The sequence below is a fragment of the Nonomuraea sp. NPDC049309 genome, assembly GCF_043196965.1.
Lineage (GTDB): Bacteria > Actinomycetota > Actinomycetes > Streptosporangiales > Streptosporangiaceae > Nonomuraea > Nonomuraea fastidiosa.
Genome location: NZ_JBICSH010000001.1, coordinates 203839 through 228981, shown reverse-complemented (window position 1 = coordinate 228981; position 25143 = coordinate 203839). Strand labels below are relative to the sequence as shown.

Genomic DNA, 25143 nt, shown 5'->3' with positions numbered 1-25143 from the left:
CCTGTGGGCGGCCTCCTCAGGAGGAGGCGATGTCGCCTCGTCGATGCTCTCCGGCGCAGCCGTCGAACGGCCTCAGCATAAGCGATGCGCCGCCGCGAACGCCTCCAGTTCCCGGCACAACCGCCGATAGCGGTCGAAGATCGCGTTGTCCATGCCGCCCAGGTCGTTGACGGCCCGTGCTAGCAGAGCGCGCACTTTGTCAGGATGAGGCGGTTCGACGGGCTGCCGCCGGCCCTGACGGAGGCGGTCGAGGAGGTGTGCGTACGGTGAGGCGTTGCGCAGGCGCTCCAGTTCCTTCAGGGCCGGTGAGCGGGCGGTGAGGGCGCTCCAGGTGTTCCAGTCGAACAGCCCCGGCCGCAAGGTCTCGATGGCCAGGTGGCAGGCCGGCCACGGCTGGTCGCCGAGGACGTGTCCGATGAGGGTGAGGCGTTGCCGGGCGGCCTCGTGCCGCCGGTCCGTGTCTGCGTACAGCTCGCGGTGGAGGGTGTCGACGGCTTTGCGCAGCGGGTCGAGGGCCGGCGAGCCGTGCCCGAGCAGGGTCCATGCGGTACGCAGGTCGAGCCTGCGCAGGGCGTGACCGGCGAGCTCGGCCAGCACGGGGTCGGGTCCGAGGCGGCGGAGTACTCTGCCGCCGTCGCGGGCGACGGGGCGTATGCCTTGGTCGCGGGTGAGTTCGACGACGCGCAGAGGGCAGGCGGCGGTCAGTGACCAGGTGATGCCGGCTGCGATCATCGCGTTGCCGATGTCGGGTTTGCCGGGGTTGATGACCAGGACGATGTCGTCGACGTCGCGCAGGCTGCCTGATCCGGATCTGCCTGTGGGAGGTCCGGCGGCCTGGAGGGCATGGTGGATCTGGTCGGCGGCTCGTGCCACGTCTGCGGTAGGCAGGGGGCCGACCGTCTCGGCTTCGGCGCGGGTGCGTGCCCAGGTGGCCAGTGCCTGCGCGCGGGCGGTCGTCTCTGGGCTCGCCAGGAGGCGGAGTCTGATCTGTCCGGGATTGTGGCGCTTGACCCAGTCGATGACTTCCGTCAGGGCTTGTTTGCCTTGTACGTCCGATGCGTCGTCCCAGCCGATCCCCACGGACATCAGGACGAGGACGTCGCCGCTGCCGAGGACGGGCCAGGGTGTCATGCCGCGGGTTTTGAGCAGGTCGACGGCCAGGTCGCCGCGTTCCCAGACCTTGGCCTGCTCGATCACGGTCGTCGGCAGCGGGGGGCGTTGCTCGCGTAGGTGGGCGGTGTGCGTGGCGGCGTCGGCGTAGAAGCGGGTGAGCCGCTGGTCGCGGAGGATGGCCGCGCAGGCGCCGGTATCGGTGGCGGGGATGCGCTGTCGTGCCTGGTCAAGGAGGGTCGCGCTGCCGTGCCGTGGGTCGCGTACGGTCAGTTTTCCCACCAGTGTGGAGATGAGCGTGCGGGTGGGTGGGGACAGGGTGTCGCGTTCGCGGTCCAGTCGTCCGGCGAGGTGCCGTACGTACCAGGCCCTTAGCAGGGACTGGTCGATGGCTTCGCCGCGGGCGGCCCGCTCGAAGAAGGCGGCCTGGACCGACGGCCAGAGTTCGGTCAGTTTCGCCAGCTGGCCGTCGGTGAATCCGGGCAGGCCCTTCTGGCGGGCCTGGCGGGCGAGGCTTACGTCGGCGCGTTGCCGGGCGTCCAGCAGCCGCCACAGGTCCGCGTCTGCCGGATCGTACTGGGCGAGTTCGGCCCAGAAGCGGTGGCGCAGGAGCCGGTTGCGCAGGGCTCCTGCGGAGGTGATCAGGTCTTCCAGCCGGTACGGAGCCGCCGGGTCGTCGACGGGCAGCAGGCTCACGGGGATGCCGGCTTCGAGGGCGGCGATCAGGGCTGCGGCGCCCAGGGCGTAGGAGCCGGAGCCGGAGGTGACGAGGCATTCGCGCGGCTTGAAATGGGCGAGGGCGGTGGCGGCGGGGCCGGTGCCATGGCGTGTGGTGGGCTCGGCCACCTCCGCGACGCGTACGTTCTCGGCGGGGAAGGTGCGTCCGAACAGGCCTGGTGATGAGCAGAGCCGGTCGCGCAGGAGCCTGCCGTAGTGGGCGAATGTCGCGGCGCCGGGCCGGTGGGTGTTCACGGTGGCCAGGAGCACCACCGCGTCGACCACGACTCCTGAGGTGAGGATCTTGCGCAGGGGCCGCCGGTGCAGGCCGGGCGCGTCGGGATCGCCTTCGAAGTCCACGGGCCCGATCTCGCTGCTGCGTGGTGGGAAGCCTAGGTCACCGGCGCCGAGGGGATGGAACAGCAGTGTCTTGACCGGGTTTTTCACCCTGTTCCCCCTCCCGGCCGTCCAGATTGCTCGTCACGATGATGCTCGTCCATCAGATACAGAGAGGGGGCGTACGGCATTTTCCGTCATCGCCCCGCGAGCGACGACGGCGATCTCGAAAATGGTGGGCATGACGGTGGAGGGCGTGAAGGACCCGGCCGCCCCGCGGATGACGGTGGTCGGGGCGGGCACTGGTTCGCAGGAGGCCGCGAGCTGGCGGCAGGCGGTGTGGGACGGAACCGCGATGATCGCCCTGGGCAGCATGGTCGCGGGCGGGTTCCTGATCGAAGCCGCCAAAGCGGTCATCACAGGGGTGACGACCGGGTTGTGGTGGTTCGTCCTGTTCGGTGTGCTCGGGCTGTTCTTCATCGGCATCGGCTGGTGGCAGCGCCGGCTTTCGAGGCGCAATGTGCAGATCGGCATCGTGGTGACCGCCACGGACACCCGCCGCGACGGCGCCTCCGGCAGCCGCCACGACCAGCAGGCCGAGAACTACAGCCTCTCCACCTGCGCGCTCACCCTGAAGACGGGCGTGGAGCTGGCCGGCGTCGGCCCGCAGGCCAAGGCGCTGGTCGAGGACCTGGCGGACGAGACGCTGACCAGCATCACGATCGCCGAACGCCTCTCTCCCGGCGCCGCCAGGATCAATCTGATCCCGACCATGCCGCTGCACGTCGCCTTCTATTTCGGCGCCAGGCTGGGTCAGACCCACTCCCGCGAGATCGTGGTGCACGCCATCCGTCTCGACGGCAACCCGTCCCATTTCCCGGCGACCTCTCTGCGGGTCATGGAGCCCACCGTCCGTCCGCTGATCGTCGACCGGCTCGAGGTCTTGCAGGGCGATCCGGCGAAGACGGCGCTGGCGCTCGATCTGCAGGGACGCGGTGATCAGTTCTTCGACCCGGTGGTCGCGAGCTGTGAAGAGCAGGGCATCGGCCATCTGCTGCGTGTCCGCAGCAACGGTCGGCTCCTCGCCTCGGATCAGCAGACCTTCACCGGGGCCGTGGAGCAGATCTGCGAGGCTTGGGGTGCGGCCGCGCTCCCCGCGGTGGCCCGTACCGGCCGGCACGCCATCTTCCTCAGCGGCCCGGTCGCCGTCTGTCTCGCGCTGGGGGCCCGTCTTGCGGGCGCGGACCAGGGTCGTTGGACCGCGTTCTCGTTCAACAGGGCGCTCGGCGTGTATGAGCCGTTCCCGCCGCCTCCTGCCTGACGGGTGACGACTGAGGCGAAACGCAAGGTGCGAGCGGCTTCCGGTGGTTAAGGTGCCCCCGTACCGTCCCCCTGGCCCGATGGCTCCGGTTGCGTTTCGTCCATCTGTCAGGAGTGGTGATGAAACGCGACAGCAGAGCGGAAGGCGACCGGCTTGAAGGTGTACCCCGTGGTGCTCGGCACGTCCGGCACTCAGCGCTTCATCTTCGAATCCACCAAGCGGCGGGAGAACGTGGGGGCCTCGTACCTGGTCACCCGGATCGAGGAGTCATGGCTCGACGAGGCACTGAGCCAGTCCGACGCCAGCCGCGCCTCGCGCATCCGGACGGAACCGGTGGAGGTGGTGACGGCCAACGCGGGAGGGATCATCGCGCTGGTGCGTGAGCCCGGCATCGGACGTGCGCTGGTCAGGGCGATCACCGACCGGGCTTTGGATGAGGCTCCAGGTTTGGACGTGTGCGGAGCGGTCGGGCCGGCGTTCGAGTGGGACGGGGCGGACGCCCTGGCGGAAGCGCTGCACCGGACCCGCGCCCAGCTTGCCACTGTGCGTCTGAGCCTGCCTGGGCCGCAGGCGCGATTCCCCGGGCTGCCGCTCGCCGCGCAGTGCACGTCGAGCGGGTTACCCGCCAAGGCGATCATCCGTCCGGCGCCGGGTGAGCAGCTTCAGCCTCGCTCGGCGGCCAGCATCGCGAAGCTGGAGGCTTTCGGGTCCGCTCTCGAACGCCTGACGGGGAAGATGGGGCCCTCGCGCGGGGACACGCAGCGCAGTGCCGCTTTGCGCTCGGTCGTCGATCATCTCGGATTCCGGGCCGACTGGACGGCCGTCGTCCACGTGGACGGCAACGGGCTGGGGCGGGTCTTCCAGAACCTTCCCGCGGTCATGCGGAGCCAGGGAAGAACCACCGCTGAGGGGTACACCGACGGTCTGCGGGATCTGTCGCAAGGCGTCGACGAGTGCGTGGAGAAGGCGTTCCGCCAGACCGTGGCGGAGCTGGAAACGCGTGGGGAGGGCCTGATCGAGGGGTGCCTGCCGCTGCTGCCGCTGGTGCTGGGCGGAGACGACCTGACCGTGATCTGCGACGGCGCCGTGGCCCTGGCGTTCACTGAACGCTATCTGACGTTGTTCCAGGAGTACGCCCAGGACGACGAGCGCGTCGGCGGGCTGCTGGTGCGAGCGGGCGAACCGGCCCTCGGCGCGAGCGCCGGGGTGGCGATCGTGAAGCGGCAGTACCCCTTCCGCAGCGCTGTCGCCCTGGCCGAGGCGCTGACGCAGGAAGCCAAGACCGTCAAGGCCAAGCTGGGCCCGGACCGGTGCGCTCTGTCGTTCCACGTGCTGTATGAGAGCGCTGTGGCGGATCTGGCGCGGCTGCGCGCCGGTACGACGCTGCCGGACGGCACCCGGCTCACGGCCCAGCCCTATGTGGTGGGCGACCCCGGCCATGATCCGGACGGCTGGTCCCGTCACCGGCACTGGGACGATCTGCGGCGCAGGGTCGATGCGCTGAGCCGGACGAACGGCGACGGGGACAAGGTCGTGGCGGGCGGGCAGGCTCATGATCTGCGGTCTGGGTTGTTCGTCGGCAAGGACGTCGCCGACAGCCGCTTCTCGCTGCTGACCACGCGTCTCGGGGACGCCGTCAAGGACCTCGCGGCCGAGGAGGACTCGCTGTTCTGGACGCACGACGGTGTGGCCTGCACCGGCCTGCTGGACGCCATGGACGCCGTCGGCTTCCTCGCCGGAGGCTCCCGCGCCGGAGGCTCCCGCGCCGGAGACTTCCGCGCCGGAGGGGGAGGAGAGTGATGGATCTCCGGCTCCACATGCTCAGCGACTGGCACATCGGCACGGGCACGGCCGCGCGAGGGCGTGCCGCCCGTCAGGTGGTGCGCGATGCGGACGGCCTGCCCTACGTTCCCGCCAAGACGCTGGTCGGGGTCTGGCGTGACGCGTGCGAGGTGGCCGCCCGGGCGCTGGGCGGCTCGTGGCACGAGTGGGTGGAGTACCTGTTCGGCAGCCAGCGGTCGCATTACGAGGCGGAGAACGCCAAGCCGCCGCACGCGCGGATGGCCGGTCCGCGGCCTGCGGCCTTGTTGCTGAACGGCCCGCTGCGCGTGCCCGGGCGTCTGGGCCGGGTGCTCGCCGACCGGCCGCGCCTGCGTGAGGCTGTGGTGTTCGTCAAGCCCGGCGTCGCGCTCGACCCCGAATCTCGTACCACGGTGGAGCGGAAGTTCCGATACGAGGAGATGGCCCGCGGCGGCATGACCCTGACCGGCTCCGCGGAGCTGGCGGAAGACCTCGACGAGGACCAGCGGGCGTGCGCGCTCGCCCTGTTGTGGGCCGGGGCGAGGCTGGTGGAGAGCATCGGGGGCAAGCGCCGCCGGGGCGCCGGGCGGTGCAGGTTGGAGCTGTCCGGGCCGGGCCTGCCGCCGGATATTGACCGGCTGAGCCTTCCCCCGGCGCGGCCACCCGCCCGTTCCGAGCCGGCACCGGAGCTCGAGGCCGACGCTCATGCCGGGGATGGCTGGGAGCGGGCGGTGCTGACGCTGGAGCTGCTGACCCCGTTGCTCGCTCATGACCGTACGGTCGGCAACCTGGTCATCGGGCTCGACCATGCGCCGGGCTGGATGCTGTTCCCCGAGGTGCTGGCCCGGCTGCGGTCGAGCGCCGCAGCGGCGGCGGCCCGGCGCGGCGATCTCGTCGTGACCGCCGCGACGCCGGTGGTGGACGGCCGCCGGGGCCTGCCCGCACCGCGGGTGCTGGCGCGGCCGAAAGATGATCCGGGCCTGGTGGTGAACCGCATGGTGTCCTCTGGAGCTCCCGGCCGGCCGCTGAAGCGGCTGCGCGGCGGATACGTCGGTGACGGTCTGCGTGTCCACCGTCCCGGGATGACGACGACGATGCACAACACGATCAACGACGCGACGCAGCGTCCGACCCGGGATCTCGGTGGGGTGTATGTGTATCAGGCGCTGGAGCCGGGCACGGTGCTGGCCGCCGAGGTCCGCGTCCGTGCCGGGTTGTTGCCCGAGGGCTGGCAGAAGGCGCTGGCGGGTACGTGGCGGCTGGGCCGTTCCAGCAAGGACGACTACGGGCGGGTGTCGGTCACCGTACGATCCGAGCCCGTCGCGCCCGCCACGCGTTCCCCGCTGGATGAGGGTGATCTGCTCCGGGTCTGGCTGCTGTCGGACACGCTGGTGCTCAATGCGCGGTTGTCCTTCAGCTCCGACCCGGCGGACCTGGGGCGGGCCTTGAGCGACGCGTTCGCCGCGGCCGGGGCGCCCGGCGTGCGGCTGGAGCCCGTACTCGAGGACGACGATCGCGTGCCGACCTCGTACGAGGTGCGCAGGACGGAGTCCTGGCACCGCAAGTGGGGGCTGCCCAAGCCCAGCTTGCTGGGCCCTGCCGCGGGCGGCTGCGTGACCTTCAGGATCATCGCCGGGCGGCTCGCCCCGGACGTCCTCGCCGAGGTCGAGCTCACGGGCGTCGGCCTGCGGCGCGGTGAAGGCTTCGGCCAGGTCCGCTTCAACGATCGGCTGCTCACCGAACAGGGCCGGCATGCCGGCCCCGCCACCGCACGCGCGCCGGCTCCTTCGGCCGAGCCGCTGACGCCCGATGACGCCGGTTACGCCGACGCCCGGATCATCGAGCGTGCGGCCTGGCGCGCTGAGATCCGCCGTGCGGCAGAACGGCTCGCGGTGAGTTCCGACGTGCTCGCTGATTTCGAGCAGGTGAGTATCAGCCGGCTCAACAACATCCGGAACCTGCTCCCCCGGCTCAGGGAGGACCCTGCGCTCCTGAAGCGGCGGATCGCGCGGCTCACCGCACGCTGGCCCGACCCTGACAAGGCCCGGAGAGCGCTGGAGAAACGGCTGAGCTCGCCGGACTGGGTGTGGCGCAAGCTGGATCTTCCCGAGGCCGAGCTCTCGCTCACCGCGGACGCCGTCCAAGCGCTGCGTTCTGAACTGCGCGCGGAGGCGATATCGACAGTGCTCATCGCCTGCCTTGCCGCCCGCGCCCGTCGCGACGCCGCTGGAGCTGAGGTGCAGGGGGTGGGCGCGTGAAGACGGCAGGACGGCCGATGAACGTTCGGCTCCGGCTGCGCGGATGGCTGCAGGTACGGACGCCGCTGCACGTCGGTGGCATCGCGCTGGATCCCGCCGAGGCGTTGCCGGTGGCCGTCGACGGGCGTGACCGGCCCTATGTTCCCGGTACGAGCCTGGCCGGAGCGCTGCGTGCCTGGATGCGCGGCGTGGACACCCGCCCCAAGGCACTCGAAGACCTGTGGGGGTTCGTCCCGGATGGGGAGTCCGATGAGGGGCAGGCCAGCCGCGTGGTGGTCCATGACGCGCTCATCACCACCTCGATGGCGCTCGACGCCGATGGGATGCCGGTCGATCTGATCGACCCGCTCGCCCTGCCGTCCCGCGAAGGCGTCGGCATCGACCGTTTCACCGGCGCCGCAGCGCCGGAGATCTTCCACTCCCGTACGGTCATCCCGGCCGGCAGCTACCTGCGGCTGGAGCTCGACGTGGAGTCCACCGGCGACCAGATCGAGTGTGATCGAACCCGGCTGAGAGATCTACGAGGAGCCTTGGCCGCCGGCCAGATCGCACTCGGCGCTTCCACGAGCGGAGGGCTCGGCGTGGTGCGGCTGGTGGGCGAGACGATCTACGAGCAGGACCTCACCACACCGCAGGGGCTGCTCGCGCTGCTCCGCGGGGAGACCTCTGGAGCGGATCTTGATAGCACCGGTGGCGCCGGTCTCCCCGCGCGGCGCGATGTGCTGCTGGTGGAGATTCGCTGGAGGCCGCTCGCGCCGGTGATGGTCAGGGCGACCGGCGAGGCCCCTGTCATCGGCACTCTCCCCTTGTCCAGCAAGTACGAGGACGGTTCGTACGTTCTCAACCTGCCGGGAAGGGCTCTCAAGGGTGCGCTGCGAAGCCATGCAGAGTTCATCGAACGTACCGCGCGGGGAAAGTGCGCTCCCGATCGCCCGTCTGGCGAGATGCCGGCGCAGGCGTACAGCGTCAACTTCCGCGCCCAGCTCGACCAGCTTCCCGCCATCAAGGCTCTCTTCGGCACCGCGAACAGGAGCCCCGCAGGGGATGGCTTCGCCTGGGGACGTGGTGCGCTGACCGCACATGAATGCGTCACCACCACCAAGATCCCCGCCGACGTGTGGGAGATCCTGGCCGACGGGCCCACGGAGAGCGGCGAGCCTTCTCTCCCCTCCGCCAAGCGGCCCTCGCTCCCCTCCGAAGAGCGGAAACGACTCGCCGAGGCGGGAATGGACCAAGCCGACCATGCCGCCATCGACCGCTGGACCGGCGGCGCCGCAGATGAGCGCCTCTACAGCGTGCTGGAACCGCACGGCGTCGAATGGGAACCCCTTCGTCTCAGCGTGGACCTCACTCGCCTCGGTGACTATCGCGGCATCTGCCTGGCGCTGCTACTACTCGTCCTGCGTGATCTTCAGGGCGGGAGGATCGCCCTCGGCGGCATGATCACACGAGGTTTCGGAGACATCGACGTCGAGTCGATCACGGTCAGCGGACATCACTGGCCCGGCGGCACGCCCCTGGACGAGGCACTGCAGAGCGAGCACATCGCGTCCCTCGACCGGCAGTGGCGGCACTATCTGAAGGAGGTGAAGGTGTGAGCGTCGTCTTGCACGCCGTCTCCTGGAACGACATCAGTCTCCAGGAGCTTCTGCGATATGCCGCTCCCGGCAGTGTCGCCTTGCTGTCGGCCCCGCATGCGTACCAGGTCGCTCTCGTGGGTGCCTCCGGCGGTCTGGAGACGCGCAAGGGAACCGTCCGCCTGCGGGACGTCTTCGAAGCCCGCTGCTTCGACGAGCGTGCCGAGCTGCGGTGGGTCAACATCGCCGACGGCAGGGGCACCGGCGTCCTCCTCACCGAGGACACCGCCCTGCTGCCGGACGACGCCGGCGAACGCCTTCCGGACATCGAAGCCACTCGCCCCCGTCCAGGGTCGTACCTGCTGTGGGGCCGTTCGGCGGGTTCGATCGATGGCTGGACGACCCTGTCCGCCGAGCGCATCGGCACCATCGACATCCCGGCGCAGATCCCCGCAGAACAGCACGCACGCATCGTGACGCGTGAGTACATCGCCCAAGACCCTGACCACGGCAACGCCTACGTAGCCGAAGAACGCCTGCTCCGCTTCGACCTCGCCACCCCGGAGACCGCCACCTGATGAACACCAGCAGGAACCGTACGGGGAAAGCTCCCTCAGGTAAGAAGAATCAGGACAAGCGCAAGGTGGAGCCTGACGAGGGAGCACGTTTCCTCAATCCCTATACCTTCATGCCCACTCCTCGGCGCGACGGATGGCCGGAACCGCTCGGCGACGCCCTCCCCCACGGCCACGACCGGCTCCACGAGGGCGGCTGGACCGGTTCGATCAAGGTCCGGCTCAGGGTGGAGACGCCGCTGCTGTTGCTCGACGCGGCCAGGGCCTTCCCCGCACCGACCGGGAAGGACGGCCACCTCCGCTACCCGATGCTGCTCCGCAACGGATCACCGCACCTGCCCGCCACGTCCGTCAAGGGCATGCTGCGCTCGGCGTACGAGATCATCACGAACTCCCGGTTCGGAGTGTTGGACGAGTGGAAGAAACCGCTCGGATGGCGGCGCATCGTGAGTGACGCGCAACACATGAGACCGGTCAGGATCATCAGCGACGGTGGGAACGGCCTCCGGGTCCAATTCTGCGATGCTGTACGCCTGCCGCGCTACGACAAAAAGCAGGTCAGGTACCCCGATGGAAGTCTGCCGCAACACGGCGACGAGGTCTGGATCCGCGCCAGTGGTCGTCAACCGACTGTGAACAAGATCGTCAAGGGCCCACCACCATCTGGAGCAGACTGGACACGCGGCTACGTGTTCGTCAGCGGGGAGAACATCGGAAAAAAGAAGCACGAGCGCGTCTTCATTCCCACGAACACGTTCCGGGAGGTCACGCAGGAACTCCGCGAGCGGTGGGACATGCTCATGTGCAACTACCGGGCAGCGCACACCGAGAAAGAGCTGGAAGGCTTCAACACCGTCAGCGACACAAACAAACCGCTTGAGTGGAGCGCGCACCTGAAGGATCCCGAACGCGCCCGCCTCGAAGAAGGCACTCTGTGCTATGCCTATATGCTGGATGAGACTGTCGAGGGTCTTTACCCTGTGGCCATCCCTCGCGACATCACCTTGCTGACGCCGTTTGAGATGCTTCCGGAGAGCCTGCACCCCGCGCCGGATATCAACAGCCTCTCCCCCGCCGATCGCCTGTTCGGCTGGGTCGCGCCCAAAGGTTCCAACACCCGTCCGGCGGGTTACCGAGGCCGGCTGCGCGTCGGACCGGTCCAGTGCGAGGAGAGCGAGAAGCCCCACACGACGAAATTCAGCGGAGACGGCCTTCCTCTGGCCATCCTCGGCAATCCCAAGCCGAGCCAGGGTCGCTTCTACTTTGCAATAGAGGATGGCGGCGAAAAGCTGGAGAACCCGCCACGCAATAGAGTCGCCAAGACCGCCCTCTATCTATCCGGGAGAAGCCGGCTGCGAGGCCGTAAAGTGTACTGGCACCACGCCACGACCGCCGGTAATGCCACTTATTGGAGTGAGCCGCGTTCATCTACCGATCCTACTCAGGAGCGGATCGGCGTCGGATATCGCGAGTTCCGCCGCCCCCGGGCCCCGGAAGAGACCGATAAAGACCCTGTCCTCACGAAGGATTTGCACTTCGCCACGACCGACGAAGAGCAGCGCGACAGCCAAAACCGCTCCATAGAGGGGTGGGTGAATCCCGGCACCGAGTTCACCTTCTCGCTCGACGTACGCGATGTCAGCCTCTTCGAGCTCGGCGCCCTGGCTTGGCTGCTCAGCCTCCCCGAGGGCCACTTCCACCGCCTCGGTCTGGGAAAGCCGCTCGGGTTCGGCAGCGTTCGCCTGAGCTGGGAGCCGTCGGAGACGACGCTGCGCGCCAACGAAGATTGGGCGACCTACTACCGCAGTCTGACCGCCGAGCCACCTGCGCCAGATGCTTCAGAGGTTATGGCCATGGCGCGCAAGGAATTCGAGACCACGACGCAAGGTACGCCGCTCGAAAAAATATTGGGCATGTTCCTGACCTCAACCGCTGGGCGCCCCGACCTTCCCGTCCACTATCCCCGGGTCCGCCCGTTGGGCATGGTGGCCAACTCCTCCAAGCCGATGCCGCCAGACCCGCGCGGCCGGTCTTACGAATGGTTCACCGCGAACGAGAACACAAGGACAAAGCGGGGAACGAAAGGCAGTGAGGTAGTGCCGGGCCACGGGCGCTCCCTGCCTCCTGTGAACGGCGACGGCCAAGACCTCGTGCTCTACCGGGAAGTTCCGATGAACCAACAGGGGCAGCGCAGGTCTCCCAGGCGTACCCCGCCTGGCGGCCAGCGCAATAGAGGGCGAGGCTAACGAACGAATTGGCAGCGAGTGGTCTCGCGATGCATCCATGCCGCCACGCAGGCTTGGATGCGAAGCGCCAGCGCCATCCGGCAAGCCAGTGGACTGAGCACATGCCGACCGACCGTCGTGATCAACGCCTCTATCCGCGTCACAGGAATGCCGCTGGAGCCATTCGACCGCAGCATCCCGTTCACCTCTCTGCCCTGAAGTCGGGTAGCGAGCGTCCTGATGCTGACGCACGACCGTGCCGGCGGTAACGAGTCTGCGATCCAGGTGATGAATGCCTGTCCCATCGACCCGGTCGGTTACTTACGGAACGAGTTGGAATCCCTCCAGGGTGATGAGTGACACCCCGCACACCACTCCCCTAGGACAAGTTGTGTTGTTGCGATCCCTCCAGGGTGATGAGTGACCCCAAGGTAAAGCCGCAGGTCAGCCACTACGAGGAACCGTGAGAACCGAGCCCGTTTGCAGCAGTCCGGCGGTAGTGCAGAGCCGCAGGTCAGAACGCTGATCATTTCGTCCGCCAGACACACTCAAGATACCTCGTCACCAGCCAACGCACGCGCTGCTCGCGGTCACTGCACCGACGACACCCACTCCCGTGGACGCAACCGGTTCGAAGGCGTCTAGCGGCAACGCTTATCGATGAGTACAGGCAACACATCGGGCCTGAGGTGGGAGTGTCTGCTGTGCCACAACCCTTGAAATGGCTTGATGGCAGGGCATTCTGAGATCGAGCTGTACGCGGCCACCCGCCATGACGGGCGGGATGGGCTGTCGATCCGGCGCGGTGATGCGCATGCACGGTGTCTCGGACCCGACAGTCCGCTAGGCGCTGGAGTCGGCGTAGCCGAAGCCGCGCGAGAAGATGGGGCCTTGGGCGTCGCTACTGCATCCGTTCATGCTGGTGATTGACGCGATGCTGCGGGCCGAGCTGAACGCGCCGCCCATGCAGGGCGTCACACCCAGCGGATCTTCGACCGGTTCCTCGACGAGTCTGACGCGCCGGTGTCCTCCGGGTTCGTGTGGCGCTATGTCGCCGAGCGGCGGCCGCCGATCCTCGTGGGGGCCGGTCGAGGTGTTCATCTTCCGGGCCTCCACAGCCCGGCGCCGAAGCCGCGGCCGACTTCGGGTGACGTCACGACCCGGATCCGCGGGCAGCAGGCGACCTGTTATCTGTTCGGCCTGCGGCTGTCGTATTCAGGGTGCAGGCCGGCGCGCGCACCTCCGACGCGGTCGCGCTGGAGGCCCGCAAGACCGGCTAGGCCGCCGACTCCGGCGAGGCCGGCGCCCTGAGCCGGAGGTGCCGACCGAGGCCGTGACGGTGACCTCGCTCACCGAGCGGCGGCGGCCCAACCGCCGCCCGACCGGCGGCCGTCTCCGTCGGTGGCCCACTGCGACCAGTCCTGTGCCGCCGCCGTCCTCCGGCGAGGGACGCTGCGTGAGTCGACTTCGACGGACGACAAGCAGATCCACAAGACCATCGCCCGCTACAGCCGCGTTGGCCTGCCCTGCTTCGACGGACTTGGATACCTGGAGCGAAACCGAAGCGGTGCCGAGCTGCTGTTTCAGGTCCTGACCGAACGCGCGGAGAACAACAGCATGGCCATCGCCTCCAGCGGCTGGGCCAAGACCTTCGCCAGCCCGCGTCTCTGCGCGGCCATCGTCGACTGCCTTACCTTCGGCGGTCCCATCATCGATGGCCGGCGATGCTTCCTAGGCGCTTCGGCGTAGCGTGAACCAGAAGGTCGGCACCGGGTTGGTGCCTGGTGTGACGTCGAGGAGTTCCCAGCCGGGGAATCTGGCGCGGAGCTCGTCGGCTGTGACGCCCTCCGCCCACGAGGCGACCTCGGGGGGCGGGTTGCCGGGCGGCTCAGGGCCGTAGCCGAACATCAGCAGTAGTGCTCCGGGGCGAGCGCGGTGGGTGAGTCCGGCGGCGTAGGCGTCGCGGCGGTGCAGCGGGATCCCGCAGTAGCAGCTCAGGTCGAAGAACAGGTCGAAGGGGCCCGGTACGTCCAGCTCGTCGAGGCGGGTGGCGTCTCCGTGCAGCAGTCGTACTGCCACTCCCGCCGCCGCGGCTTTCTGCCTGGCCTGGTCGACGGCCAGGTCGATCAGGTCGACGGCCGTCACCTCCCAGCCGTGGCGTGCGAGGTAGGTGGCGTTGGTTCCCGTGCCGCTGCCGAGTTCCAGGGCACGGCCGGGCGGCAGCGCGCCGGGCCCCTCCACCAGGGCGACCAGCTCGGGCGGTGTGACGCCGCTGTCCCACGGTGGTCTGCCGGTGCGGTAGTAGCGCTTCAGTGCGCGGTAGACGGATTCCTCCTCGGCTCGCTGTGTTGAGGTCAGGCCCGGGTCCGGTTTCTGGGTGGCGTTGGGCTGGTCCATCGTCTCCTCCAAGGAGTCTAGAGTTGAACTCTAGTGGCACACTCTAGAGTTATACTCTGACCATGGATGGAGTCAAGCGGGCTGGACAAGCGAGCCGGGTGCTCACGCCGGGCCCGTGGAAAGGTCGCCGAGGCGGCTCGTGAGCTGTTCGTCGCGCAGGGGTACGGGGCGACGAGCCTGTAGAAGGGCGCGGATCGAGGGGGCATGGCCGTTCGGGCGGTCTGCTTTGTCTTCTTCGGAGACACGTGCTCGCTACTCAAGGACGGCGTCGACGCGTCCATCGTCGGCGACATCGAGCCGGCCACCACCATGGTTCGTGAGTGGTTCCGCGCCGAGTGCCATCGCAGCCGGGCAACTGCGCGCGCACGTTCACGGCATTCGCGAGGTCCTGGGCGGGGTCGCTCATCCTGCCGCTGATCGCGGCCGCCGCAGTCATCGATCCGTCGCGGGCCGCGCAATGGCCCGACGGCCCGGGCCCGCGCTACACCGCCGACGAGCCGACCCCGGAAGAGCCGGCGACGGCCCGGCGCTGGTTACGCGAGATGATCCCCACGCCTCGCAGCGAGTACCCCGGCTTCCCCGCCGCGCCGGCCTTCCCTGCCGTACCCCGACGACGCGCGGCACCAGCTGGAGAAGCCGGCCGAATACCTTCAAGTCGAGCAGAATCGGCTCGAGGAAGAGCTGTCCCGCTCTCCCGTTTGCGCTTGATGATGTGGAGTAGGCGTTCCGTACGCAGGCGCTCCCGGAGCGGACCGACGACGATCGTCTTGCCGGTCATTCCCATGCCCTACTCGACGCGGGGCCTGTGTACGGGCTCGGCCTCGCCATAGGAGCCGACATTGGAGACAGTCCCGTAAAGTTCGGCGTGCCACCAGAGCCGGAATAATCCAGAATTACTGGACCTATCACCCCGAATTTCGCCCCGAGTTTCGCCCGACCAGCGAATCCCGGTATCATGCCGCCCGCCGCTTACCCAGGGAACGTTCTCCAGAAAGCCGTAATGGACCCGCTGTTCACCATTGCCGCCGTCGCTGCCATAACCTTCATAACTGTCCGCATTTTGCGGCATTTACCGCGCCAGCGTGGACCGAATCAGCCGAAGAAGAACCTCCTTGAGATCGCCTCGTGGATCTGCGGCATCGCGAGCGTCATCTTCACAGCCCTGTCCAACCTTGTCGGGCACTCTCACTTCATCCTCCGGGCCACCGAGCGCGACCCCGACCGCGAGCGCTCCGGCGCGCACGCCGCCGACGCCGCTCAGCCCCGCTGCGCCCGACTCGACGAGCCCTCCCCCGGCCACAGCCGGGTATGTCGAGGAGCATCGGGAGATCCGTTCACGATCCGCACCGCGCACCACGACGGCAGCAGCTGCAACCCGCACATTGCCATCGATTTCGATGGCAGCCCAAGCGGCGATAGCCCCATCACCACCAGAGTCATCGACGAAGATGAACTGACCACTGCTCAACGGGAAGCAGCGGACAGGTACTACGTCACCTGCCGTACCGCCGAACTACGCGCCGCGCAAACCGCCTCCATCGGCCTCCTCAGGAACGGCAAGAACGCCACCCCCGAACAATGCGCAGCCGCCGCCTCCTCCGCCTCCATCGGCAACCTCGGCATCAACAAAGACGCAAAGCCCGCCGACATCGGCTTCATCGAAGGCTCCGCCATCTGCGCCGTCACACCCAACAACCGCCTAGCCCGCGCCACCATCACAAAATCACCTACAACTCCGGCATCTTCGATGACATCCCGACCGTGGAGTTCTCACTGTCCACTTGGAATACCGGCGAATCCGAGTAAGCGACACGATAAGCCGAACGGCTATGCCACCGCCTGTAGCCGTCTGACGTGGACACGTACCAGCCGACCAAGTGACGCGCGAGCCGTCGGCCGGCGATTTGCAGTGAAGCTCGTCATGGCTCCAGACCGGCTCCGGGATAGATCTTCTTCCGCTCTCGCAGCATGGTGACGTACTTGTCGATGCGCGCCGCCCGCGTCTCGGGCTTCTTGGCATCGCCTATGCGGTAGAGGATCGCATAACGGTTCTTGCTGTCGAGCGTGGCGAAGAACTCATCGGTGACCGGGTCGGCGTCGAGCGCCGCTTGCAAGTCTTCAGGGCCGTAGCAGTCTTCTGCGAAGCACACGCCGCCTCCCAGCGACCATCCGCCTTCGCCTCCTCGACCTGCGCCAACCCAGGCCGTCGGCTGTGCAAGTGCCGTTCCGGGCGAACCTGAAGCGTCCCGAGGGCGTCTGACATCTCGGTGTTGCGGAGGCCGAGCATGAGTGAGGCGATGGTGACACCTGCTAGGCAGTTGGCCTGCTGCCAGCGCGGGCGGCCACGGCGCGCTTGCTTGAGCTTGCCCACGCAGCGCTCGACCAGGCTGCTGATCGCGCGGCGCGAGCACGCAGGAGCTGCTTCGTGGTCACCGCTCCCGGCGGGCGTCGGATGCCGGTGGCGTCCCCCGACCATTCGGGCGTGGCGATGGCGGGCGGGTCGCTGGGGATGCCGTCTCGGCGGCGGGCAGGTCAGGTGCGGCGCGGCGGCCGCCGGGGCAGTGGTCATGATCCGCGGCCTGGCCCGGGAACTTCTGCCCAACCGCATCCGCGTTGACGTGGCCGGCCCTGGCCCGATCAATGCCGGCATCCTGGAGGGGTCGTTCTCCCGGGGAGGCGGCCGCTCTTTGTCGGTTCGGACGTGATATACAGCCCAACAACGGATGAAAGATATTCACGTTCGGCGCGGGTCGCCCTCAGACGCGCTCCCGCCGGCGCTCATCGGCCGCGACGACGCCATGGCCGCGATGGTCGCCGCGGTGTCCCAGAACGCCCTCGTGCTCGTCGAGGGCGAGGCCGGCATCGGCAAGTCCCGCCTGCTGGACGAGTGCCTGGCCGATCCCGCCTTACGTGGCCGTACCGTGCTGATGGCCGCATGCCCGCCGCTGCGGGAGCCGTTCCCGCTCGGCGCGGTGGTGGACGGGCTGCGGGCCTTCGACGGCCGCCTGGACGGGCTGGCGCTGAGCCCGCTCGCCGGGGCGCTGCGCACGCTGTTCCCGGAGTGGGCGGCGTGGCTGCCGCCGGCGCTGGAGGCGCTGCCCGATGCGCAGGAGACCCGTCACCGGCTCTTCCGCGCGCTCGGCGAGCTGATCGACGCGCTCGGCGTGGACGTGCTGGTGGTCGAGGACGCGCACTGGGCGGACACGGCCACGCTCGACTGGCTGCTCACGCTCACCACCTCGCGCGGCGCCGCGCGCTCGATCGTGGTCACCTACCGGCCGCTCGACGTCGCCGCGGGCTCGCCGCTGCTGCGCCTGACCTCGCGCCCGCCCAGGAACATGGCCTGGGAACGCATCGCGCTGGAGCCGCTGGACGTGCCGCAGACCGGCGCCCTGGTGAAGTCGATGTTCGCGACCTCCGACGTGTCCGACCGCTTCGCGGCGTTCCTGCACGAGCACACCGGCGGCATTCCGCTCGCGCTGGTGGAGACCGTACGCCTGCTGCGCGCCCGGCGTGACATCTTCCGGTCCGAGACCGGCTGGCGCCGCCGGATCACCGAAGAGCTGCGGGTGCCGCCCACGGTGCGCGACTCCGTCCTGGAACGGGTGACCCGGCTCGACCCGGCCACCCGCGCCGTGCTGGAGGCCGCCGCCGTGCTGGAGGCGCCGGCCGGTGAGGCGCTCATCGGGGCGGTCGCGGGTCTCGACGAGGCCGCCGTCCACGACGGCCTGGCCGTCGCGCTCGCCTCCGGCCTGCTGCGCGAGTCCGGGCGGGGTGAGTTCGGGTTCAACCACGTCCTGGCCTCGCGCGCGGTCGCCGAGGCGATCCCGATCCCGTCGCGCCGTCGCCTGCACCACCGCGCGGCCCTGGCCCTGAGCGAGGGCGAGCATCCTCCCCTCGTACGGCTGTGCCGCCACTTCCGGGAGTCCGGCGACGTCGAGAAGTGGTGCCGTCACGCCGAGGCGGCGGCCGAGCTCGCCATGGAGGCGGGCGACGGCCACATGACGGTCGCCATGATGCTGGACCTGCTGACCGCCGCCGACCACCCGGTGGAGCGGCTGGTCCGTCTGGCCAGGCGGCTCGGCGCGGCCGTCTCCGTCACCGCCGAGCCGCTGCTGGGGCTGGGTGAGCGGGTGCGCGCCGCGCTGGAGGAGACGCTCGCGCATCCCGGGCTGCCGGCCGAGGCCAGGGGGGAGCTCGGGCTGCGGCTGGGGCGACTCCGCTTCCACCTCGGCGAGTTCGAGGCGGCGATGGCGGGCCTGGAGGCCGCCATGCCGGATCTGGAGGGCCGGCCCGACCTCGCCGTCCAGGCCATGCTGCTGCTGGCCAACCCGATGATCCGTGCCTGGCCGCGCGCCCGCCACCTGGAGTGGGCCGGCCGGGCGGAGCGGCTTTTCCCGCTGGTCCGCCTGCCGGTCGAGCGGGCCGAGTTCCTGGCCAATCAGGCCGCGGCGCTGCTGTGCCTCGGTGAGGAGGACGGCTGGCGCGTGGCGCGCGCCATGCCCGCCGACGGGGACAGCCGCCTGGAGCGTCAGGAGATCGCCCGGGGCCGGCTGATGGTCGGTCAGTTCTGTACGTTGTGGGGCCGGCAGGACGACGCCCGCGCCTATCTCGACTCGGCTGCGGCGCTGGTGGAACGGGCGGGCTATCGCCGGGTCGAGGACGCGCTGAGGCTGGCGCGGGCGCACCTGGCCTGGCACGCCGGACACTGGGACGGCCTGGACGACGTGGCGGCCGAGCTGGCCGGCTCGGAGGAGGCCAGCTCGGCGACCCGCCTGGAGGCCCGGATGATCCTCGGCTTTCTCGACCTGGCACGCGGTGTGCCGCAGCGGGCCGAGCAGCGGCTGCGCGAGGTTCTCGACGCCAGCCTGGTGCGCGGGCACGCGGATCCGTTCATCTTCCCCGACGCGGCGCTGGCCAGGATCCTGCTCGCGCGCGGCGAGCCGGAGGCCGCGGTGCAGATCACCGGGCCGATGCTGGAGATGATCGCCCGCAAGGACGTGTGGCTGTGGGCCACGGAGCTGCTGCCGGTTCACCTGGACGTGCTGCTGGCCGCCGGGCGGACGCGGGAGCGGGCCGAGCTGACGGCGGCCTTCGCCGCCGGGATGGCGGGACGTGACGCTCCGGCCGCCGCCGCGGCGGTCGTGACCTGCCAGGCCATGGTCGCCGCCGACCCGCGGGAGGCGGCGGGCCTGTTCGGGCGGGCCGCGGCGATGTGGGCGGCGCTGCCCCGCCCGTACGATGCGCTGCTCGCCACCGAGCGCCAGGGCCGATGCCTGCTCGACGCCGGCGAGCACGAGCGGGCGCTGACGGTGCTGGAGGAGTGTCAGCGAGGCCTGGCCGCGCTGGGCGCGCGCTGGGACTCCGACCGGGTCGCTCACCTGCTGCGCGGGCAAGGGGTCGAGGTGGCCAGGCCGTGGCGCGGCGGGCGCAGAGGGTACGGCGACCGCCTGTCCCCGCGTGAGGTGGAGATCGTCCGCCTGGTGGCGCTCGGATGGACCAACAAGCGCATCGCGGAGAGCCTGAGCCTGTCGCCGCGTACGGTGGAGCGGCATCTCAGCGCGGCCATGCGCAAACTGTCGGCCGCCACGCGCACCGCCCTGGTCACCGCGGCGGCGACCGCCGGGCTGCTGGACGAGACACCGACATAAATCGCCTTTTCCTATTAATTGGGTGATTTGCCGAATCGCGCCGCCGGCCCGGTCCACGTGATCATGCTCTTCATGTCTGACGATCAACCGGACATCCAGCCGGACGCCCACTCCGATGCCGAACCCGACACAGAGCCCGTCACTGAGCCCGGCACTGAGCCCGATGCCGGCTCGGACGGTGTGTCCGATGAGGGCCTTCTGAGCGAGCCGGCGCCCGATGGCGCACACGAGCCGCTGTGAACCAGCACGTCGTACGCCTGCCGGACAGGCGCGGCCAGAAAGCGGGACAGTTATGACATTCCACCACCGGTTAGGCTCCGCACGCCTCCTGGCTGCGGCCGGCCTGGCGCTGGCACTGGCGGCGGGAGCCGCGCCCGCCGCGGCCGCCCCGCCCCAAGATCCCATCCCCCACACCGACGCACCGGCCACGACCGGGCCTGAGGCGCGCACCTCGACGGTGACCCTGCTGACCGGTGACCGCTTCCAGGTCGCCGTCGACGAGCGCGGCCGGCAGCAGGTCAGCAGGCTCCCCGGCGGCGGCCCGGCCGGGGGCGCGTTCTCCCAGTTCACCCTCGGCGGCGACACCTACGTCGTGCCGTCGGAGGCGGTGCCCTACCTCGGCAAGACCATCGACCTGCGCCTGTTCAACGTCGGCTACCTGGTACGGGCCAAGCTGGACGACGAGCGCAGCGCCACCCTCCCGGTCACCGTACGGGCCGATCGTGCTCGGGCCGAAGCTCTGCCCGCCACCAGCGTCACCGCCGCCGCCGGCCGCGCGGCCACCGCGACGGTGACCAAGAAGGAGGCCCCGGAGCTCGGCAGGCTGCTGGCCGAGACCTGGCGCACCGCGAAGGGCGACGCCACCGGCACGCTGCCCGGGATCGAGCGGATCGAGCTGGCCGTCCCCGAGGGCGCCCCTGAGCCGCCGCCGTCGCCGCTGGCCACTGGTAAGCCAGCCGGCAAGCCGGCCGGCAAGCCCGCCGAGAGGGGCGGCAAGGAGCCGACCTACTACATGCTGACCGTCGACTCCATCGCCAGGGACGGCACGCCCGGCACGATGATCGGAGCCGTCCAGAACGTCAGCGACGGAGCCCTGGCCACCTTCGCCTTCGCCTACCCGGGCGAGGGTAAGAAGTCGTTCATGGTGCCGGAAGGCACCTACAGCATCATGGCCAGCGTGCTCACCGCCCCCGCCACCGACCTGACGTCGGAGACGGCCCTGGTGATCGAGCCCGAGGTGCGGGTCGGCGCCGACACCAGCGTGGTGCTGGACGCCAGGAAGGCGGTCCGCTACCGGCCGACGCTGGCCTCGCCGCCGCAGGCACCGCTGATCCGCTCCGACTCCCTGTCGTTCGTCCGCACCAGCGCCGCCGGAGACGAGTCGGGCATCAGCCCCTCAGGGCTGCTCGCGGGCTTCATCTGGCAGACCTACTCCGACCCGGTCACCGGCAGCCCCGACCTCTACGTCACCCCGACCAAGCGCGTCAAGCAGGGCGACTTCAAGTTCACGGGCTTCACGCTGCTGGCCGAGAACGCCGACTCGGGGCCCGAGATGGGCGCGACGTACAAGCTGGTGTTCGCCTACGGCGACACCGTCCCGCGCGAGCTGACGCCGGCCGTGAAGAAGCCGGAGCTGGCCACGGTGCGCTCCACGCTCTACAACACGGCCTCCGACGCCGCCTCGCCAGGCCCCACGACGAGGGGGTCCACCGTGTTCCTGCCGTGGGGGTGGTCGGACGCGAGCCACGGCTACCTGCCGGCCGCCGGTGACCGCGTCGACTACGTCTACAGCACCAGGCCGAACGAGACGTACTGGCAGCACGTCATGTCCGCCGACACCGGCGAGGTCATCCAAGGGGAGCGCCGCAAGCTGCGCCCCGGCGAGACGATCGAAGAGGTGTGGAACCTCGGCCCCCGGACGCCGTCGGCCGCCGCCACCTACGTGCAGGAGACCCTTCTCGGCGTCGGCGGCCCGAGCACGGTGGTGGACGAACCGCTGCTGCAGGTGTGCCTGGCCTGCCGGCAGGGCTCGCTGGGCTCGGTCTACCTGAACGGCTTCGCCGACTCGGCGCCGCTGCACTCGACGTCGGAGACGTACGCCGCGTCGCGGACCATGTTCTACCGGGACGGCGGGCTCGTCTTCGACCTGGGCACCGGCGGCTACCAGCCCTATCGGCCGATGCCGTTGTCGCTGCCGCTGGCGCCGCGCCCGGCCGACTACCGTCTGGTGTGGGACTTCGCCGCCCAGGGCAATCCCCAGTCGCCGAGCCGTACCGAATGGACCTTCCGCAGCGGCCCGCATGACGCCGCCGCCAAGCTGCCCCGCACCGTGCAGTGCGCCGACGCCACGAGCCGGTGCTCCTTCCTGCCGCTGCTGTTCGTGCACTGGGACCTGCCGCTCGACCTCGACTCCCGGGCCAGGGCCGGGGAGCGGTTCGACGTCGCGTTCCGGGTGTCGCACCAGCAGCACCAGGCCAAGCCCACCGGCGTGCGGGCCACGCTCGAGGTGTCCTACGACGACGGCCGGACCTGGTCGGCGCCGACGACCGCCACCGCCGGGCGCGACGGCACGTTCACCGCGCCGATCATGCACCCGGAGTACTCCGAGCAGGTCCGCTGGGTGTCGCTCCGGGTCACGGCGCAGGCCGGTGACGGCAGCACCGTCACCCAGACCAACATCCGTGCCTACCGGCTCGCCGGCTGACCGGGAGACCTGACATGCGCACCCACCGATGGACGACGCTCGGGGGCGTGGCGGCGCTGCTGCTCACCACGATCGCCCCGCTGACCCTGCTCACCACGTCAGCCGCGGCCACCTCTGCCGGGGCCACCGCCGCGCCGCCCGACGCCGGCGCGGCCTGCCCCGGCGACGCCCGGGAGATCGGCCCGGCGACGTGCCTGCTGCGCGCCGGCGCGGGAGGCGGCGATCAGCCGCTGCCGCGCGTCACCGCAGGCCGCGGCCCGCTGACCGCCGCCGACCTCCAGGAGGCCTACCGGCTGCCCGCGGACTGGCTCGGCGGCGGCCAGAGCGTGGCCGTCGTCACCCCGTACGACAACCCGGCGGCCGAGGACGAGCTGGCCGTGTACCGCGCGGCGAACGGCATGCCCCCGTGCGACGCCGACTTCCCGTGCTTCAAGAAGATCAACCAGCGCGGCGGCGACACACCGCCCGCCCCGAGCACCGCCTGGGCGGTGCACAGCAGCGTCGGGCTGGAGCTCGCAGCGGCGGCCTGCCCGAACTGCAAGCTCCTGCTGGTGCAGGCCGACGACCCTTCGCTGGAGAGCATGGCGGCGGCCGTCGATCAGGCCGCCGCGCAGGGCGTCACCGCGGTCGTGCCCATGTGGGGCGTGGCCGAGCACGAGGGTCAGAACGCCCTGGCCGCCCACTTCGACCACGCGCCGGCCACCGTCGTCGCCCCCTCCGGCCAGGGCTTCAACAACGGCGGCCGGCAGATGGTCCCCGCCGCCTACCCGTCGGTGATCGCCGTCGGCGGCACCCAGCTCTACCGGGACTCCGCCACCGCGCGCGGCTGGAACGAGTCCGTGTGGCGCGACACCGCCTCGGGCTGCTCGATGTACGTGACGCGGCCCGCCTGGCAGGCGGCCGGGGCGTGCGGCAGCCGCCGCACCGTGGCCGACGTCGCGGCGGTGGGCTCCGCCGACACCCCGGTCCAGGTCTACAGCACCAGCCTGGGCGGCTGGGGCACCGCCGCCGGCACGCCCGTCGCGGCGGCGTTCATCGCCGGCGTGTACGGCCTGGCCGGCACCGATTCGGCCACCCCGGCGGGCCGCCGGCTCTACGACTCCGCCCAGTACCTGAACGACATCACCGAAGGAAGCAACGGCGCCTGCGGCGGCGGCAAGATCTGCACCGCGGCGCGCGGCTACGACGGGCCCAGCGGCATGGGCACCCCCAACGGCACCGGCGCCTTCTAGGAGAACCCCGATGAGAACACCACGATCTCCCCGCGGCCGGCTGCGCAGCGCCACCGTGCGGGTCACCGCCGCGGCCGGCCTCACCGCCCTGCTGAGCACCGCCGCCACCTCCGCCGCGCAGGCTCCCGCCGCGGCCGGGACGGACTGCGTACCGGCCTGGACGATGTTCGACGCCCCCGCCGGCGAGGGCGTCGTCGACGTCGACGTCGTCTCGCGTGACGACGTGCGCTTCTCCGAGCAGCTGGAGGAGGGCGTCAGGTCGCTGCGCTGGAACGGCCGCAAGCTGGACGAGAACGGCCCCCAGATCCCCGTGCCGCCGCGTACCGGGAGCCGCTTCCAGGTGGGCGCCGGCTCGTTCACCGCCGGCGGCGGCTGGTCGCTGGTCAATCTGCACGGCGCCTACCAGCCGGACGGGACGGGCGTGCTGGCCCGGCTCGACCGCGACCGCTGGACGCTCACCCCGGCGGGCCCGTCGCAGAACCCGGAGAGCGGACCTGCCTGGCTGTCGGACGTCGCCATGGTGAACTCCTCCGAGGCATGGGCGGTGGGCCGCGTCGACGGGCCGGCCGGCGGTGCGCTCATCCAGCGCTGGGACGGCACGGAGTGGACGGCCGTCGACCACCCCGCCGCCCGCCGCGCCACCGCCAACCTGAGAACGGTGACGGCGCTGCCGGGCGGCGGCGTCTGGGCCGCCGGGTATCAGAAGAACGAGCAGACGGGCGGGTACCAGCCGCTGGTCCTGCGCTACGACGGGACGGCCTGGGCCGACGTCGAGCTGCCCGTCCCCGGCGCGGAAGGCATGGTGTACGCGCTCGACGCCACCGGCCCCGACGACGTCTGGATCGCCGGCATCTCCGGCGGCCAGAGCCGCCCGAGCCCGCTCCTGCTCCACTGGGACGGCCGGAGCTGGGCCGCCGTCCCCGCGCCCGAGCCCGGCCCTTACGGCGGCGAGATCTTCAAGCTGTACGCCCCCGCCCCGGACCAGGTGTGGGCCCTCACCAACGACACCAGCATGGGTGAGTTCCACGTGCAGCACTGGGACGGCGTCTCCTGGCAGGAGGCCACGCCCCAGGGCGAGCAGCCGGAGGCGTTCGGCTTCATCTTCTACGACGTGGACGGCAGCGGCCCCGACGACGTGTGGGTGACCGGCGCCTCCACCCGGACCGAGCCCTCCGACATCGGCTACCCGCAGCTGCTGCCGCGCCGCCTGATCGCCCACCTGAGCTGCGGGAGAAAGTGA

At 70.2% G+C, this 25143-nt stretch carries 17 protein-coding genes; 13 read left to right on the top strand and 4 right to left on the bottom strand.

The annotated features are described in order from the left end of the window. Positions 1–72: 72 nt before the first annotated feature. A complete protein-coding gene (locus tag ACGFIM_RS01065) occupies positions 73–2187 on the bottom strand; it encodes a hypothetical protein (protein WP_393192586.1) in 2115 nt (704 codons plus the stop codon). Positions 2188–2404: 217 nt separating this feature from the next. On the opposite strand from ACGFIM_RS01065, the gene ACGFIM_RS01060 reads away from it, so the two are divergent. The 6 genes from ACGFIM_RS01060 (at position 2405) to ACGFIM_RS01035 (ending at position 11940) form a co-directional block, all read left to right on the top strand. Beyond that, positions 2405–3484 (top strand): SAVED domain-containing protein, encoded by a 1080-nt coding sequence (locus ACGFIM_RS01060; RefSeq protein WP_393192583.1) that lies wholly within the window; start codon positions 2405–2407, stop codon positions 3482–3484. A 168-nt stretch (positions 3485–3652) separates the two neighbouring features. Then, entirely contained in the window at positions 3653–5284 is a 1632-nt protein-coding gene (locus ACGFIM_RS01055; RefSeq protein WP_393192580.1) for a hypothetical protein, read from the top strand. Positions 5285–5301: 17 nt separating this feature from the next. Next, a complete protein-coding gene (locus ACGFIM_RS01050; protein ID WP_393192577.1) occupies positions 5302–7542 on the top strand; it encodes an RAMP superfamily CRISPR-associated protein in 2241 nt (746 codons plus the stop codon). Positions 7543–7559: 17 nt separating this feature from the next. After that, positions 7560–9140 (top strand): RAMP superfamily CRISPR-associated protein, encoded by a 1581-nt coding sequence (locus ACGFIM_RS01045; RefSeq protein WP_393192574.1) that lies wholly within the window; start codon positions 7560–7562, stop codon positions 9138–9140. Then, complete coding sequence (gene csx19, locus ACGFIM_RS01040; protein WP_393192571.1) at positions 9137–9697, top strand: CRISPR-associated protein Csx19; 561 nt, start codon at positions 9137–9139, stop codon at positions 9695–9697. Before ACGFIM_RS01045 ends, csx19 begins: the two co-directional genes overlap by 4 nt. Next, positions 9697–11940: a TIGR03986 family CRISPR-associated RAMP protein gene (locus tag ACGFIM_RS01035; protein ID WP_393192568.1), complete on the top strand. Its 2244-nt coding sequence runs from the start codon at positions 9697–9699 to the stop codon at positions 11938–11940. The genes csx19 and ACGFIM_RS01035 overlap by 1 nt, the downstream gene beginning before the upstream one ends. A gap of 822 nt (positions 11941–12762) precedes the next feature. On the opposite strand, the gene ACGFIM_RS01030 is transcribed toward ACGFIM_RS01035, so the two are convergent. Continuing rightward, on the bottom strand, positions 12763–13020 hold the full coding sequence (locus ACGFIM_RS01030; protein ID WP_393192565.1) for a hypothetical protein: 258 nt from the start codon (positions 13018–13020) through the stop codon (positions 12763–12765). A gap of 300 nt (positions 13021–13320) precedes the next feature. Here ACGFIM_RS01030 and ACGFIM_RS01025 point away from each other — a divergent pair, with 300 nt between their 5' ends. Beyond that, the gene (locus ACGFIM_RS01025; protein WP_393192562.1) at positions 13321–13668 is read left to right on the top strand and encodes an ATP-binding protein; all 348 of its coding nucleotides are present in this window, start codon (positions 13321–13323) and stop codon (positions 13666–13668) included. Here the strand turns inward: ACGFIM_RS01025 and ACGFIM_RS01020 are convergent. Continuing rightward, on the bottom strand, positions 13651–14316 hold the full coding sequence (locus tag ACGFIM_RS01020) for a class I SAM-dependent methyltransferase (protein WP_393192559.1): 666 nt from the start codon (positions 14314–14316) through the stop codon (positions 13651–13653). The two genes, ACGFIM_RS01025 and ACGFIM_RS01020, sit on opposite strands and share 18 nt — an antisense overlap. A 1000-nt stretch (positions 14317–15316) precedes the next feature. Here ACGFIM_RS01020 and ACGFIM_RS01015 point away from each other — a divergent pair. Beyond that, entirely contained in the window at positions 15317–16291 is a 975-nt protein-coding gene (locus ACGFIM_RS01015; RefSeq protein ID WP_393192556.1) for a hypothetical protein, read from the top strand. On the opposite strand, the gene ACGFIM_RS01010 is transcribed toward ACGFIM_RS01015, so the two are convergent. Beyond that, the gene (locus ACGFIM_RS01010; RefSeq protein ID WP_393192553.1) at positions 16236–16466 is read right to left on the bottom strand and encodes a YdeI family protein; all 231 of its coding nucleotides are present in this window, start codon (positions 16464–16466) and stop codon (positions 16236–16238) included. The two genes, ACGFIM_RS01015 and ACGFIM_RS01010, sit on opposite strands and share 56 nt — an antisense overlap. A gap of 573 nt (positions 16467–17039) precedes the next feature. Here ACGFIM_RS01010 and ACGFIM_RS01005 point away from each other — a divergent pair. From ACGFIM_RS01005 to ACGFIM_RS00985, 5 genes are all read left to right on the top strand, one after another. Then, a complete protein-coding gene (locus ACGFIM_RS01005) occupies positions 17040–19967 on the top strand; it encodes an ATP-binding protein (RefSeq protein WP_393192550.1) in 2928 nt (975 codons plus the stop codon). Between the two features lie 72 nt (positions 19968–20039). Next, complete coding sequence (locus ACGFIM_RS01000) at positions 20040–20207, top strand: hypothetical protein (RefSeq protein ID WP_393192547.1); 168 nt, start codon at positions 20040–20042, stop codon at positions 20205–20207. Between the two features lie 52 nt (positions 20208–20259). Then, the gene (locus tag ACGFIM_RS00995; RefSeq protein ID WP_393192544.1) at positions 20260–22671 is read left to right on the top strand and encodes a hypothetical protein; all 2412 of its coding nucleotides are present in this window, start codon (positions 20260–20262) and stop codon (positions 22669–22671) included. A 14-nt stretch (positions 22672–22685) separates the two neighbouring features. Further along, entirely contained in the window at positions 22686–23903 is a 1218-nt protein-coding gene (locus ACGFIM_RS00990) for a hypothetical protein (protein ID WP_393192541.1), read from the top strand. A gap of 10 nt (positions 23904–23913) precedes the next feature. Further along, positions 23914–25143, top strand: coding sequence for a hypothetical protein (locus ACGFIM_RS00985; RefSeq protein WP_393192537.1), 1230 nt, complete (start codon positions 23914–23916; stop codon positions 25141–25143).

Coding starts and splice junctions, on each gene's coding strand:
- ACGFIM_RS00985 (WP_393192537.1), top strand. CDS start 23,914: ATGAGAACACCACGATCTCCCCGCGGCCGGCTGCGCAGCGCCACCGTG.
- ACGFIM_RS01045 (WP_393192574.1), top strand. CDS start 7,560: ATGAACGTTCGGCTCCGGCTGCGCGGATGGCTGCAGGTACGGACGCCG.
- ACGFIM_RS00990 (WP_393192541.1), top strand. CDS start 22,686: ATGCGCACCCACCGATGGACGACGCTCGGGGGCGTGGCGGCGCTGCTG.
- ACGFIM_RS01005 (WP_393192550.1), top strand. CDS start 17,040: ATGAAAGATATTCACGTTCGGCGCGGGTCGCCCTCAGACGCGCTCCCG.
- ACGFIM_RS01050 (WP_393192577.1), top strand. CDS start 5,302: ATGCTCAGCGACTGGCACATCGGCACGGGCACGGCCGCGCGAGGGCGT.
- ACGFIM_RS01015 (WP_393192556.1), top strand. CDS start 15,317: ATGGACCCGCTGTTCACCATTGCCGCCGTCGCTGCCATAACCTTCATA.
- ACGFIM_RS01060 (WP_393192583.1), top strand. CDS start 2,405: ATGACGGTGGAGGGCGTGAAGGACCCGGCCGCCCCGCGGATGACGGTG.
- ACGFIM_RS01000 (WP_393192547.1), top strand. CDS start 20,040: ATGTCTGACGATCAACCGGACATCCAGCCGGACGCCCACTCCGATGCC.
- ACGFIM_RS01020 (WP_393192559.1), bottom strand. CDS start 14,316: ATGGACCAGCCCAACGCCACCCAGAAACCGGACCCGGGCCTGACCTCA.
- ACGFIM_RS01030 (WP_393192565.1), bottom strand. CDS start 13,020: ATGAACACCTCGACCGGCCCCCACGAGGATCGGCGGCCGCCGCTCGGC.
- ACGFIM_RS00995 (WP_393192544.1), top strand. CDS start 20,260: ATGACATTCCACCACCGGTTAGGCTCCGCACGCCTCCTGGCTGCGGCC.
- ACGFIM_RS01035 (WP_393192568.1), top strand. CDS start 9,697: ATGAACACCAGCAGGAACCGTACGGGGAAAGCTCCCTCAGGTAAGAAG.